The sequence below is a fragment of the Streptomyces rubiginosohelvolus genome (genome assembly GCF_014649875.1).
GTDB lineage: Bacteria > Actinomycetota > Actinomycetes > Streptomycetales > Streptomycetaceae > Streptomyces > Streptomyces rubiginosohelvolus.
This window is the reverse complement of record NZ_BMTW01000006.1, coordinates 1-13690: the sequence shown is the minus strand read 5'-3', so window position 1 is coordinate 13690 and position 13690 is coordinate 1. Positions and strand designations below refer to the sequence as shown.

The 13690-nt window shown below is 73.2% G+C and carries 11 protein-coding genes; 7 read left to right on the top strand and 4 right to left on the bottom strand.

Annotated features, from left to right (window positions below):
• Nucleotides 1–15: 15 nt before the first annotated feature.
• The 4 genes from IE134_RS15865 to IE134_RS15850 form a co-directional block, all read right to left on the bottom strand.
• Entirely contained in the window at nucleotides 16–681 is a 666-nt protein-coding gene (locus IE134_RS15865; protein ID WP_030717256.1) for an ATP-dependent endonuclease, read from the bottom strand.
• A gap of 87 nt (nucleotides 682–768) precedes the next feature.
• The gene (locus IE134_RS15860) at nucleotides 769–1965 is read right to left on the bottom strand and encodes an MFS transporter (RefSeq protein ID WP_030717253.1); all 1197 of its coding nucleotides are present in this window, start codon (nucleotides 1963–1965) and stop codon (nucleotides 769–771) included.
• Nucleotides 1962–2402 (bottom strand): nuclear transport factor 2 family protein, encoded by a 441-nt coding sequence (locus IE134_RS15855; protein ID WP_030717251.1) that lies wholly within the window; start codon nucleotides 2400–2402, stop codon nucleotides 1962–1964. The genes IE134_RS15860 and IE134_RS15855 overlap by 4 nt, the downstream gene beginning before the upstream one ends.
• Before the next feature lie 96 nt (nucleotides 2403–2498).
• Nucleotides 2499–4103 carry an adenosine deaminase family protein gene (locus IE134_RS15850; protein ID WP_030717248.1) on the bottom strand — a complete coding sequence of 535 codons (1605 nt, stop codon included), beginning with the start codon at nucleotides 4101–4103 and terminating at the stop codon, nucleotides 2499–2501.
• A gap of 205 nt (nucleotides 4104–4308) precedes the next feature.
• On the opposite strand from IE134_RS15850, the gene IE134_RS15845 reads away from it, so the two are divergent.
• The 7 genes from IE134_RS15845 (at nucleotide 4309) to IE134_RS15815 (ending at nucleotide 13486) form a co-directional block, all read left to right on the top strand.
• A complete protein-coding gene (locus IE134_RS15845; protein ID WP_189430815.1) occupies nucleotides 4309–5409 on the top strand; it encodes a LacI family DNA-binding transcriptional regulator in 1101 nt (366 codons plus the stop codon).
• Nucleotides 5410–5467: 58 nt separating this feature from the next.
• On the top strand, nucleotides 5468–7081 hold the full coding sequence (locus tag IE134_RS15840) for an FAD-dependent oxidoreductase (RefSeq protein ID WP_030717241.1): 1614 nt from the start codon (nucleotides 5468–5470) through the stop codon (nucleotides 7079–7081).
• A 184-nt stretch (nucleotides 7082–7265) separates the two neighbouring features.
• Nucleotides 7266–9395, top strand: coding sequence for a hydantoinase/oxoprolinase family protein (locus tag IE134_RS15835; RefSeq protein WP_098895229.1), 2130 nt, complete (start codon nucleotides 7266–7268; stop codon nucleotides 9393–9395).
• Nucleotides 9392–10024 (top strand): hypothetical protein, encoded by a 633-nt coding sequence (locus IE134_RS15830; RefSeq protein ID WP_097986525.1) that lies wholly within the window; start codon nucleotides 9392–9394, stop codon nucleotides 10022–10024. The genes IE134_RS15835 and IE134_RS15830 overlap by 4 nt, the downstream gene beginning before the upstream one ends.
• Before the next feature lie 4 nt (nucleotides 10025–10028).
• Nucleotides 10029–11309, top strand: coding sequence for a TRAP transporter large permease subunit (locus IE134_RS15825; RefSeq protein WP_030717232.1), 1281 nt, complete (start codon nucleotides 10029–10031; stop codon nucleotides 11307–11309).
• A 28-nt stretch (nucleotides 11310–11337) separates the two neighbouring features.
• Nucleotides 11338–12375 (top strand): glycoside hydrolase family protein, encoded by a 1038-nt coding sequence (locus IE134_RS15820; protein ID WP_189430813.1) that lies wholly within the window; start codon nucleotides 11338–11340, stop codon nucleotides 12373–12375.
• A 109-nt stretch (nucleotides 12376–12484) separates the two neighbouring features.
• A complete protein-coding gene (locus tag IE134_RS15815; RefSeq protein WP_098895230.1) occupies nucleotides 12485–13486 on the top strand; it encodes an alpha/beta hydrolase in 1002 nt (333 codons plus the stop codon).
• Nucleotides 13487–13690: the final 204 nt, after the last annotated feature.

Sequence of the window (13690 nt, the reverse complement as noted above, 5' to 3'; positions counted from 1 at the left end):
GGCGGGGGCCGGTGGTCAGAGGTGGGCGAGGAGCCCGTCGAGCGGCCGGGGCAGGTTGCTGAGGTCCAGGGCTTCGGTCAGCGCGCGGGCGTAGTGCTCCTTGCGGCCGCCGATGGTTCCCATGAAGCGCCGCAGCTGCGCCTCGACCGGCCGCTCCCGCTGGGCGGGCTGCCGCTGGAAGAGCCGGAAGGTCCGCAGGTCGCCCTGGTCGTCGATGACCTGCTGGACGCCGTCGGTGCCGAGCGCCCGGATCAGCTCGTCCTCCAGGTCGGCGTGGCAGGTGAAGAAGCCGACGGTCTCCAGGTCGCCGGGGGCGAGACCGCTGCCGAATCCGGTGCGCTCCAGGCCCTGGAGGAAGAAGCGCTGCTCCGCCGCGTCGCAGAGACCGGCGGGCCGGACATCGAGGCCGTCGCGACCCAGGAGCCGCAGGAAACGGGTGATGCTGGTGGCGCCCCCGAGCGGTACGACCACGACGCCCTCGGCGGTCAGGGTGCGGCCCTGGCGTTCGGCGAGCGCCTCGACCGCCGCACGGTCGCTGACACCCTCGACGAGCACCACCGTGCGCAGGCCCAGACCGGCCGCCAGCTCGCGGGCGGCCCCGGCCTCGGCGGGCGTCGGCGTGTCGCTGTCGTCCGCGGCCCAGGAGATGACCGTCTGCCTCAAGCGCGTCGCTGTGTCCACCGGGCCAGTCTCGCACCGTGATCGACGGGTACGACAAGGGTTTTCGTGTACGTCGACGAGGTCTTGGTCCACCCGGGCAGCGTTACGTCACCGGGGCGCGGGAGGCCTACGGGCCAGGTACAGGCCGACGCCCAGGGCGAGGGCCAGAACGCAGGCGGAGAAGGTCAGTCCGGCGTTCCGCAGTCCGATGCCGAGGGTGAGGGCGCCGACGCCGACGACGGGCAGGGAGATGCCCAGGTAGGCGATGACGAAGAACGCGGACACGGTCGCGGCCCGGTGCTCGGGCGGGGCCGCCGCGCTGATCGCCGCCACCGCACCCCGGAACGCCAGCCCCTGGCCCAGGCCGCCGCACAGGGCACCGGCGACCAGCAGGGGCAGTGAGGTGAACAGCAGCGAGGCGCCGACCAGGACGAGTCCGGCGACGAGGACGAAGCAGCCGCCCGGCAGGGCCCGGCGCTCGCCGACCCGCCCCATGAGCGCCTGTCCGGCCGTCGAGGCGAGGAAGACGGAGAAGACGACGAGCCCGGTGAGGGCCAGGTTGTGCACGTCGAGCGTCTCGGCGACGAACGCGGGGGCGACCGCCGTGAACAGGCCGAGCAGGGAGAACCCGGCGAAGGCGGCCAGCGCCGAGGTGGTGAACACACCGCGCATGGCGGGCGGGACGGCCAGGCCCTGGGGCCGCAGCCGTAGCCCCCTCACCCGGGCGGAAGCGACCGTCTCGGGGAGGAACCAGGTCAGCACGGCGGCCACGGCGATCAGTGCCAGGTGCGCGACGAAGGGGAGCCGCAGGGGCGAGGGGGCGTACTCGGCGAGCAGCCCCGACAGGAGCGGCCCGCAGCCGAGGCCGCCCATGTTCGCGGCGGTCGCGGCGAGCCCGGCGCGTGCGGCGCGCCCTGGCGGGGCCAGCTCCATCACCGTGACCGTCGCGGCACCGCTGAGCAGTCCGGCGGCGAACCCGGAGAGGAGCCGGCCTGCGAACAGGGCGGGGAGCCCGCCCTCGAAGAGGAAGCAGAGGGCGCTGGCGGCCGAGAAGCCCAGTGCGGCGAGGAGGACCGGCCGCCGCCCCGCCTCGTCGGACACGTTCCCGGCGAGCAGCAGGGTGGCGATGACTCCGAGGGCGTAGACGGCGAAGACCACCGTCACCATCAGCTCGGAGAAGCCGAGCTGTTCCCGGTAGAGGCCGTAGAGCGGGGTGGGCAGCGTGGTGCCCGCCATGCCGATGGCGAAGACGGCCGCGGCGGCCGGGTAGCCGAGGCGCTTCCCGCTCCGGGGCGCAGGGGTCATGAACCGGCGGGCGGGGCCGCGGGGGTGATGTGGCTGAGCACGCACCGCCAGTGCCCGTCACGCCGCACGAACACGTCGGTGGTCCATTCGTCGGCGTCGAAGCGCTGACCGCCGTAGTGGGCGGTGTTGGTGATGCGCGCGGTGACGACGGCGGTGTCCCCGTGGACCCGGACCCTCGGTGGGGCGACGGCTTCCATGGCCGAATGGGTCAGGGCGCCGGACCGTACGTAGCCGAGGAACTCCTCCCGGTCCGCGATGCCGGACTCGGAGACGATGACCCACTCGTCGGCCATGAAGGAGCCGATCCGGTCGGCGTCGTTGGCGACGATCGCGGTGGCCCAGTCGTCGACGATCGCGGTGAGCCGTGCGTGGTCGACGTCGGCCGTTCCCCGGTCCGGGGGCGGTCCGGGGGTCTGTTCCTCTCCGCTCTCTGCCATGGTGCGAGCCTAGCCCCGGGCCGCGTGCGTCGCGCGTCATGGCCGAGGGCGGGGCCGTGCGGGCCCCGCCCTCGGCGTCTCAGCGGTGGCGAGGGCTCAGCGCGCTCCGCCCTGGCGGCGTTCGAATCCGGCGAACGCGGCTTCCTGGCGCCACTCGGTGGCCGCCTTCGCGTTGTCCGCGAGATGACGGGCGCAGGCCGGTGCGGGCGGGGCCACGCCCGGCTGCGATCCGGCGCAGGCGCGGACCGGACGGTAGCCGGTGCGCGCGGAGCCGGAGGCCCAGAGGCTGTCGCCGTCGAGGAAGGCGTGCTCCAGCGAGGCGCGCGCCAGGTCCTTCAGCTCGGTGTAGCTCAGGCCGTAGGTGGCGCGGGCGTACTGGTACTCGTGGCTGATGTCGATGCGTGAGACGCCGGGGTCGTCGGTGGCGAGGACCACCGGGACGCCGTAGCGGCGGTAGGCGTTGAACGGGTGGTCGTCGCCCGCCACGCCCAGGATCTGCTTGTTGCTGCTGAACGGCACCTCGACGGCGACACCGCGCCGGGCCATCGTCCGGGCCAGCTGCTGCCAGTCGTCCTCGTGGACCAGGTCGACGCCGTGGCCGATGCGTTCGGCTCCGGCGACCTGGACGGCCTCGCGGATGTGGAACGTCAGGTCCTCGGGCTTGACCAGGCCGGGGGTCAGCTCACCGGCGTGCAGGGTGAGGCGGGCGTCCGGGTACTGGGTGCGCAGGTACTGGAGCATCCGCATCTGGAGGCGGTAGTTGCGCAGGGCGCTCTCGCCGTCCTCCGGCTGGACGAGGTTGACGGCGACGAACCGCGGGTCGCGCTCGGCGAGGCGCATACCGACGGCCATCTGCGTGAACACGCGCTCGTTCGAACTGCCGCGGGAGACCTGGGAGATCCACCGGACGGGCAGACGGCAGCCGGGGTCGGGGCGGCCGGTGTCGCAGTGCGCCGTCTCCCGGAACTGGGCGTCGGCGGCGTCCGCCTCGCGCACGGCCTCGTCGACGACCCCGTCGAGCTTTCCGCCGGCGACCAGCTTCCGGTGGAGGGCGGCGAGGTCGGCGTCGTAGCCCACGGATTCGGCGAGCTTCTTCGCGGCGTCCGATGCGGGGGTGACCAGGGTTTCCAGGTAGAACTGGTTCTGCTCCACGACGGTGTCGGCGACGTCGGCGAGCATCTTGCCGCGGTCGCGGGTCGCCTCGCCGAACTTGCCGAAGGTGTCGAAGAAGTGGTCGTGGCCCGACTGGTCGGCGGGGAAGTCCTGCATGGACCAGGCGCGGACGATCCGCTGCCGGAACTCGGCGTCCGTGCGGGCGTCGGCGGCCGGCCGGGTGCCCGGTCCGCAGGGCGGGCGCACGGCGGTGTCGGTGGCGTCGATGCACAGGCCGTTCTCGCCCGCGAGCCGGATCAGGTACTCGGTGGTGACCGCGCCCGAGAGGTGGTTGTGGAGGTCGCCGCCCTTGGGCAGTGCCGCGAAGAAGGCCTTGAGCCGGGCGGGATCGTCCCGCAGCGCGTCGAGGCGGGCGGCGGTCCTGCGTTCGGCGGGGGTGGTGACGCGGAACGCGGCCGGGGCGGCGGGGTCCTGGGCCGGTGCGGCGGTGGCGGGGACCGCGGGCAGGATCGTGAGTAAGGCGAGTGCGGCGATCCCGGCCGGGACCAGGGAGTGGGGACGGTGTGCCGTCCGAATCGTTGAGATCACCGCCGCATGATCGCGTCGGGCACGGTGCCCGCCCGCACGAAACTCATGGGCGCGCCCGGGTTCCACCCGATCGTGTGCTGTACCGCCCTGACGGCAGAAGGGCCGGAAGAAGTCTTGTGCGATCCCTTGACCGGGGTGGGGCAAGGGTCCACAGTGACTCACTAATGCGCATTACTAATACGCATTAGTGATCCGGAGGAACACCGTGGAAGAACCCAGGAAGCGGGCCAGGCCGGGCCGCGCGCCCGCCCCCGCGGGCCGTACGTCCCGGCCGCGGCAGGCAGAGGTCGCCCGGCTCGCGGGGGTCTCGCAGGCCACTGTCTCGCTGGTGCTCGGGGCCCGGAAGCAGGGCGCGACGATCTCCGAGGAGACGCGCCGCAAGGTGCTCGACGCGGTGCGGGCGCTCGGTTACGTCCCCGATCCGGCGGCCAGCCGGCTGGCGGCCGCGCGGAACAACCTGCTGGGGGTCTTCAGCTTCACGTCCACGTTCCCGACCGATGTGCAGCACTCGTACTACCCGTTCCTGGTCGGCGTCGAGCAGGAGGCCGCGGCCCGCGGCTACGACCTGGTGCTCTTCACCGGCTCCAGCACGGGCGGCGCGGGGGCGGCCGGGCCGAACGCCCTGGCCCGCGTCCGGCTCGCCGACGGCTGCCTCTTCCTCGGGCGGCACGCGCCGGCCGAGGAGCTGCGGCGGCTGGTCGCCGACGGCTTCCCGGTGGTCCACCTGGGCCGCAGGGACGAGTTGGAGGGGCTCGCCTGGGTCGGCGCGGACTACATCAGCGCGAGCCAGGAGGTCGTCGCCCATCTCGCGGCGCTCGGCCACCGCCGCATCGTGCTGGTCCGGGAGGACGACGAGGCGCCCGCCTCCACCGACCGTGAACACGGCTTCCTCAAGGGCCTGGAGGAGGCGGGGCTGCCCGGCGGTCCCGCCGCCGTCTTCCGCTCCGCCGACCCCGAGCGGGAGCTGACCGCGGAGCGGCTGCGCGGCTGGCTCGACGAGGGCGTCACCGCGTTCGTCGCGGAGGAGACGGACACCGGGGACGCCTGGCGCGCCCTGCACGGGGCCGCGCACTTCGTCGGGATCGACTGCCCGCGCGACGCCTCGCTGGCGCTGCTCGGCAGCCCGCCGCCGGACCTGGCCGAGGAGCCCGTTCCCACCGGATTCGACATCCCCCGGCCCCAGTTGGGGGCGGCGGCCGTCCGCATGCTCGCCGCGCTGGTCTCCGGGGAGGCGGCGGCCGAACCCCTGGTCGCCTGCACCTTCCGGCCCGGTTCCACGGCGGGCCCGGCCCCCGTCCGGTACTGACCTCCGAATCTGAGGGCATGTCACCGCACCACGTAAGTCCAGCACTTCAAGGAGAACCGTGATACCCGAACCCGACATCCTCATCGTGGGCGGCGGACTCGGCGGGGTCGCCGCCGCCATCGCCGCCTGCCGGGCGGGGCGCACCGTCGTCCTCACCGAGGAGACGGACTGGATCGGCGGCCAGCTCACCTCGCAGGCGGTCCCGCCGGACGAGCACCCGTGGGTCGAGGAGTTCGGCACCACCGCCTCGTACCGCACCCTGCGCGAGTCCATCCGCGACTACTACCGCCAGTGGTACCCGCTGCGTTCCGAGGCGCTGGCCCTGCGCACCCTCAATCCGGGTGCGGGCCGCGTCAGCAAGCTGTGCCACGAGCCGCGCGTCGCGCTCGCGGTGATGGAGGCGATGATCGCCCCGTACCGCTCCGCCGGACTGCTCACGCTGCTCACCGAGCACCGCCCGGTGGCCGCTGAGGCGGGCGACGACGACACCGTACGGTCCGTCACGCTCACCGACACACGCAGCGGCAACCGCCTGACGATCAGCGCCCGTTACGTCATCGACGCCACCGAGACCGGCGAACTCCTCGAACTCGCCGGGGTGGAGCATGTGATCGGCGCGGAGGCGCGGAGCGAATTCGACGAGCCGCACGCCCCCGAGGAGGCACAGCCCCTCAACCAGCAGGGCATCACGGTGTGTTTCGCGCTCTCGCACCACGAGGGCGAGGACCACACCATCGAGCGCCCGGCCGACTACGACTTCTGGCGCGCCTACCAGCCGGAGTTCTGGCCCGGTCCGCTGCTCGGCTTCCTCGCTCCGGACCCGCGCAGCCTGGAGGCGGTCCCGCGCACCTTCGTGCCGAACCCGGAGCTGGACCCGCTGGACGTCAGCGCCGACCAGTCCGCCGACGCGGGCGACAAGGAGCTGTTCGGCTTCCGCCGCATCCTGGCCCGCAAGCTGCACCGGCCCGGCGCGTTCGACTCGGACATCACCCTGGTCAACTGGCCCCTGAACGACTACTGGTTGAAGCCGCTGATCGGCGACGGCGAGGAGACTGCGGCCGCCGCGCTGCACGGGGCGCGCCAGCTGTCGCTGTCGGTCCTGTACTGGCTCCAGACCGAGGCCCCCCGGGCCGACGGGGGCCAGGGCTTCCCGGGGCTGCGACTGCGGCCGGACGTGACCGGCACGGCGGACGGCCTGGCGAAGGCCCCGTACGTCCGGGAGTCGCGGCGGATCAAGGCCGTCACCACGGTCACCGAGCACGACGTGTCGATCGACATCGTCGGCCCGTACGGCGGCACCCGCCACCGGGACTCGGTCGGCGTCGGCAACTACCGCATCGATCTGCACCCGTCGACCGGCGGCGACAACTACATCGACATCGGCTCGGTGCCGTTCGAGATCCCGCTCGGCGCGCTCATCCCCCGCCGGGTCCGCAACCTGCTGCCCGCGGGCAAGAACATCGGCACCACGCACATCACCAACGGCTGCTACCGGCTCCACCCGGTGGAGTGGAACATCGGCGAGGTCGCCGGCGCCCTGGCCGCCCACTGTGTCGCCGAGAACGTCGAGCCGCACCGGGTGCAGGCCGAGGACAAGCGGTTCGAGGTGTTCGCCCGGCTGCTGGAGCGCGACGGCATCCAGCGCCACTGGCCGGACGTACGCGGCTACTGACCGGGGACGCCCCGGCCTGCTTCATCCGCACGACCTGTTCCACCGCACGGCCCCCAGGGGCGGTCGCGGAGCGCCGGGCGGGCGCAGCTCCACCTGTACCCGCCCGGCCCAGGACCCACGGCGTCTGCCGACGCCCGGTCCTGCCGCCCTCGCCCTGCCCACCCGCACAAGGAGGTGCCCAGCCATGAACACCCACCGCATCCGCGTCGGCATCGACGTGGGCGGGACCTTCACCGACGCCGTGGCCGTAGACGCCACGACCCTGCGACTGCTGGGGCAGGTGAAGGTACCCACCAGCCACCACCACGAGGACGGTGTCGCCCACGGCATCGTCGAAGCTCTCGACCGGCTGCTGGAGCAGACCGGTCACACGCCCGAGGACGTGACGTTCCTCGCCCACGGGACCACCCAGGCTACCAACGCCCTGCTGGAGGGCGATGTGGCCACCGTCGGACTGATCGGCATCGGCACCGGTCCGGGCGCCACACTGACCCGCCGGCTGGCCGCCTTCCGCAAGCTGGAGCTGACCCCGGGCAAGCGGCTGCCGCTCGCCTACGCCCATGTCACCGACGCGGACGACGCCCCCGCCGTACGCGCCGCGCTCGACGAGGTCGTCCGCGAGGGGGCCGAAGTCGTCGTCGCCAGCCAGCCGTTCAGCGTCGACCGCCCCGAGGGTGAGGAGGCGGTCGCGGCGGTCGCCCGGGAACGTGGGCTGCCGACCACGGCCGCCCACGACATCACCTCGCTGTACGGGCTCCACAAGCGGACCCGGACGGCCGTGGTGAACGCGGCGATCCTGCCGCGGATGCTCGCCACCGCCGACCTGGTCGACGCCTCGATCACCAAGGCGGGCGTGAGCGCGCCGCTGATGGTGATGCGCTGCGACGGCGGGGTGATGTCGCTGGACGAGATGCGGCGCAGACCGCTGCTGACGGTGCTGTCGGGTCCGGCGGCGGGCGTCGCCGGGGCGCTGATGCAGGAGCGCATCAGCGAGGGCCTGTTCCTGGAGACCGGCGGCACGTCCACGGACATCAGTGTCGTCCGGCGCGGCAAGGTCGCCGTACGGCACGCGACGATGCTGGGCAGGACGTCGTACCTCTCGGCGCTCGACGTGCGGACGGTCGGAGTCGGCGGCGGTTCGATGGTCCGGATCGACGGCGGCAAGGTCGTCGGCGTCGGGCCGCGCAGCGCGCACATCGCGGGCCTGCCGTACGCCTGTTTCGCGAGCGCGGAGGACCTGCGGGACGCGAAGGTGACCACGATCCGGCCGATGGCCGACGACCCGGCGGACTACGCGGTGCTGGACGCGGCGGGCGGCCGGTTCGCGATCACCATGACCTGCGCGGCGAACGCGCTCGGGCGGGTTCCGGAGGGCGACTTCGCCCGCTGCGACCAGGAGGTGGCGCGGGCCGCGCTCGCCCCGCTGGCCGCCGCGCTCGGCACCGATGTCGCCACGGCGGCGACGAAGCTGCTGGACGCGGGCACCGACCAGGTGAAGTCGGTGGTCGAGACGATGATGCGCGACTACCGCCTGGACAAGGACACCGCGGTGCTCGTCGGGGGCGGCGGAGGGGCCGCCTCGGTCACCCCGCATCTGGCGGCGGTCACCGGCCAGGAAGGGCGCATCGCCCGGCACAACGAGGTGATCAGCCCCATCGGGGTGGCCCTCGCGCTGATCCGGGAGCAGGTCGAGCGGATCATCCCGGGCGCCGGCCAGGAGCAGATCCTCGCCGTACGGGCGGAGGCCGAGGCGGCCGTCATCGCCCAGGGGGCCGCCGCCGACGGGGTGGAGGTGGAGGTCACCGTCGACCCGCAGACCAGCACCGTACGGGCCGTCGCGACCGGTGCCACCGAGCTGCGCACCCAGGACCGCGCCCACCGGGCGGACGAGGCGGACCGGCTGCGGGCCGCCGCGACGAGCCTGCGCACCGACCCGGCGTCCGTGCGGGTCCTCGCGGGCACCCCCGCCCACACGGTGTACGGCACCGAGGTGCGCCGCCGCTTCCGCGCGGACCGGCACCCGGTGCGGGTGGTGGACGCGGACGGCGTCGTACGGCTGCACGCCCCGGACGCCCGGGTCGAGACGACCACGGTGGGGCGGGCCCCGGAGGTGCTGGCGGGCCTCGTGAAGGAGGCCACGTCGTACGGGGACGGCGGGGTGCGGGCCCCGGCGCTGCGGCTGCTGCTCGGCTCGCGGATCGCCGATCTGTCGGGGGTCCTCGATCCGGACCCGCTGCTGGCGCTGGCCCGCAGCGAGCTGCGGTCGCGGGCGGCCGACGAGCCGGTCGTCGCCGTGGTGGAGGTCCGGTCGTGACGGCCGCCCTGCTGGACCGGGCGGCACGGGCCGCGATCGCGGAGCTGGAGGCCGCGGACGACGTCGAGTTCGGCGTACGGCTGCTGCGGAACACGCCCACGCACGAGCGGCGCGATCCGGCGCTGCTGCGCCACTGGGCCGCGACGGCCGACGCGTTCGGGGCGGGGCTGGAGCCGGTCGCCGCCACAGCGCGGATCGTGGAGAGCGACGGGGGCCTGGCGAAGGGGCTGCTGGCCCGCTACACCTCGCGGCCGGTCCCGACCGTCGAGCTGTTCACCGACACGCTGGCGCTCGCCGACGAGCTGATCGACCTGCTCGGCTGGCGGCACTGGTACCCGGCAGGGTCGGTACGGGCCGCCGCCATCGCCCACGAGGCGGTGCACGAGCAACTGCACCACGGGCCACGGAAGAAGGACCTCAAGCGCGCCCTGGGCCACGTCGTGCTGCGCGCCGGACGGCACACCCTGTACGGCCATGTCGCGGGCGCCGACGAGATCGCCGCCCATGCCCACGCCCGCACGGTCTGCGGCCTCGGCCGCAGCCCCCTCCTGCTGACGGCGGCGCTGGCCACCGCGGCCGAGCCGCAGCACGGGTCCGCGCACGGATCCCCGCACGGAAGAGAGAAGTAACGCCATGGGCGTCGTCATCCTTCTTGTCATGGCGGCCGGTGTCGCCGCGATGCTCACCCGCAAACTCCCCACCGGCTTCGCGCTCGTCCTGCTGGCCGTCGCCATCGCCTTCATCGCGGGCGCACCGCTGACCGGCGAGAACAGCGTTCTGGACACGGTCCTCCAGGAGGGCGCCCCGGCGCTCGCCGCCACGATGGTCGCCATCCTGCTCGGCTCCTGGCTGGGCAAGCTGCTGGACGAGACCGGTATCGCGGGCACCCTGGTCCGCAAGATCGTCGAGTTCGGCGGGGACCGGCCGGTGGTGGTCGCCCTCGGCGTCCTCGCGGTCTCCACGCTGGTCGGTACGGTCACCGGCTCGGCCCCCGCGGCGATGCTCGCCGGGATCATCGGCATCCCCGCCATGATCGCCGTCGGCATCCCCAAGGTCACCGCGGCCGGAACGATCCTGATGGGCATCGCCGCCGGCATGCCCTTCGAGCTGCCGATCTGGCAGTTCTTCTCCACGGCGCTGGAACTGCCCATCCCGACGGTGCGCGGCTTCATGCTGAAGCTGTTCCCGTTCGCCCTGGCCGCCGCCGTGCTGTTCGTCCTCGTCGAGACGCGGCGCCGGGGGGTGGAGCACGCCTGGTCGCTCAAGTCGGCCTCGGCGAGGCCTGTTTCACGCCGCGAGCAGCTGGGCGACGCCCCGTGGTACGCGCTGCTCACCCCGGTCGTGCCGCTGGTGCTGGCCCTCGGCTTCGAGGTGGCGATCCTGCCGTCGATGCTGGCCGGCGTGCTGTACGCGCTGCTGACCACCACCCGGCCGCGCGAGATGAACAAGCGGCTGCTGCGCACCCTGTACGGGGCGTTCGAGGTCGCGGCGGCCCCGATGGTTCTGTTCATCGCGATCGGCATCCTGCTCGCGGCGGTCAAACTGCCGGGCGCGGTGGAGTCGTTGGAGCCGCTGGTCAAGGCGGTCAGCCCGCAGAACCCGGTGCTGTTCGTGCTGGTGTTCACGCTGCTCGTGCCGCTCTGCCTGTACCGAGGTCCGCTCAATGTCTTCGGTCTCGGCGCGGGCATCGCCGGGGTCCTCATCGCGGCGGGCATCTACCCGGCCGTCGCGGTGCTGGGGCTCGCCACCTCGTACAACCAGGTCTTCGGGGTGTCGGACCCCACCAGCACCCAGACCGTGTGGAGCGCGCAGTACGCCGGGGTGACCCCGCAGCAGGTGATGCTGCGGACCCTGCCGTACGTCTGGGCCGTCGCGCTCGGCGGCTTCTGCGTCACCGCCGCCACCTATCTGTGATCCATCACTTCTCGGGACGGAGAACGACATGACACAGCACCAGGACTCACCCCTCACGCCCGACGCGGGGCAGCCGAGCCGCCGGTTCTTCCTGCGCGGGACGGTCGCCGGGATCGCGGCGACCGCCGGACTGGCCGCCACCGGAGCGACGGCGAGCCCGGCAGCCGCGGCACCGGGCGGCTTCCCGGACTACAAGCACCTCAAGCCGCTCCTGACGCCCTCGCAGCTGAAGTACAACCCGACGGGCGAGATCATCTTCCCGTGCATCCGGGGCGTCTACGACCGGCTGGCCAACCCCTTGGGCCGCTACTACCTCTACTACGCCCCGCACGACGCCCCCGGCGGCATCTGCCTGGCCTACGGGAACTCGCTGGAGGGCCCGTTCACGGAGTACCCGGCGAACCCGATCGTCTCCAACAACTGGCAGCCGCACTACAAGGTCAGCCATGTCTCCTCACCGCACGTGCTGTGGAACGAGGACGTCAAGGAGCTCTGGCTGTACTTCCACGGCGAGAACCACACCACCCGCCTCGCCCGCTCCAAGGACGGCATCACCTTCACGTACGACAAGACCGTACTCACCAAGGACATGCTTCCGGCCGGCACCAGCGAGACCTCCTACGCACGGGTGTTCCGGCACAACCTGCCCGCGCGCGACGCCCGTTACGTGATGCTCTTCATGGTCAACAACCAGTCAAACCGCCGTGACATCGGCTGGGGCTGGTCCAAGGACGGCCGCGACTGGACGTTCGCACAACAGCCGTTGATCCGGCACTCCGACGTCGGCGCGAACAACATCAGCGGCGCACACCTGCTGACCCGTAACAACACCACGTACGTCGTCTACCACACCGGCAAGGACACCGGCGGGAACATGCTGATCACCGAGGTCGGCAACGACTTCTCCCGCCGCAACCACCTCGGCCTCTTTTACGATTCGAGCAACGCCGCACCGGAGAACGGCCGGGCCGCCGCGCCCAGCTTCGGTACGGACCGGGGTGTGCCGTACATGGTCTACGAGGCGGGCGAGCGCCTGAAGGGCTCGATCTGCGTGGCCCGGGGCTGACACGGGAGTGCGGGGGTGCGCCGGACGGCTGTCCCGGCGCACCCCCGCGCGTACCCCACGCCACGGGACTCCGAAACCGCCGTCGCACCTAGGAAGGCCGGCCCCTCCCATGTCCCACCACCCCAACCTGGACCCCGAGATGGCGGCCGCGCTCGCGGCCGACCCGCCGCCGCCCACCGTTCTCGACGGCCTGCCGTACGAGGAACTGGCCGCGCTACGGGCCGAGCGCGCCGCACGGCCCGCCGCCCCGCCCGTTCCGGGCGTCGTGGTGACCGACCGGTGGCTGCCGGGCCCCACCCCGCTCCGGGTCCGGACCTACCGGCCGCGGGCCGCGGGCGCCCGCGCACTGCCCTGCCTGGTCTGGCTGCACGGCGGGGGCATGGTGCTGGGCTCCCCCGAGATGGACGACGCCCGGGTCTCCGCGTACGCCTCGGAGGCCGACTGCGCCGTGATCTCGGTGGACTACCGGCTGGCGCCCGAACACCCCTATCCCGCCCCCGTGGAGGACTGCTACCGGGCCCTGCGGTGGGCGGCGGACCAAGCGGAGCCTCTGCGGCTCGACCCCGGGCGGCTGGCGATCGGCGGGATCAGCGCGGGCGGCGGACTGGCGGCCGCCACGGCCCTGCTGGCCCGGGACAGCGGCGGCCCCGGCCTGATCTTCCAGTTCCTGCTCTGCCCGATGCTGGACGACCGCAACACCACCGGTTCCAGCCGGGAGTTCGCCGAGGCCGTCACCTGGCCGCGCGCCAACAACCTCTACGGCTGGGCGGCCCTGCTCGGCCCGCTCGCGGGGAGCGACGAGGTCCCTCCGTACGCCGCGCCCGCCCGCGCCACCGCTCTGTCGGGGCTCCCGCCGACGTACGTCGACGTCGGGGAGCTGGAGGTCTTCCGCGACGAGTGCGCGCGGTACGCGCTGCGTCTGATCGAGGCGGGGGTGTCCACCGAGTTCCATCTGTGGCCGGGCGCGTTCCACGGCTTCGACGGAGTGCTCCCCCACCTCACGCTGCCGCGCCGGGCGGCCCGCGAACAGATCGCGGTGCTGCGCCGGGCGCTGGGCGGGGCTTCTCGACCGCCCGCATCCGGTCCGGGTGCACCAGCCCCCGAGGCCTGAGCGCCGAGCGGCGAGCGGCGGCTCGGAGGAATTGCCGGCCAGGTCACGGCTCTCCCCTTCGCACGGAGCCGTGGCTAGGCTCGTCCGCATGCTGAACCGGCTTCCGTTCGACGAGGCGTTGCGCTCGACCGTGGGCGTCCCCGAGCGGAGCAAGCTTCTGGACAGCAGTCCGCGGTCACGGGTGTGGCGGGTCCGGCTGGCCGA

What these genes read in the sequence shown, in the direction of transcription:
- IE134_RS15860 (WP_030717253.1), bottom strand. Translation starts at nt 1,965, where the DNA reads ATGACCCCTGCGCCCCGGAGCGGGAAGCGCCTCGGCTACCCGGCCGCC.
- IE134_RS15855 (WP_030717251.1), bottom strand. Translation starts at nt 2,402, where the DNA reads ATGGCAGAGAGCGGAGAGGAACAGACCCCCGGACCGCCCCCGGACCGG.
- IE134_RS15835 (WP_098895229.1), top strand. Translation starts at nt 7,266, where the DNA reads ATGAACACCCACCGCATCCGCGTCGGCATCGACGTGGGCGGGACCTTC.
- IE134_RS15825 (WP_030717232.1), top strand. Translation starts at nt 10,029, where the DNA reads ATGGGCGTCGTCATCCTTCTTGTCATGGCGGCCGGTGTCGCCGCGATG.
- IE134_RS15820 (WP_189430813.1), top strand. Translation starts at nt 11,338, where the DNA reads ATGACACAGCACCAGGACTCACCCCTCACGCCCGACGCGGGGCAGCCG.
- IE134_RS15815 (WP_098895230.1), top strand. Translation starts at nt 12,485, where the DNA reads ATGTCCCACCACCCCAACCTGGACCCCGAGATGGCGGCCGCGCTCGCG.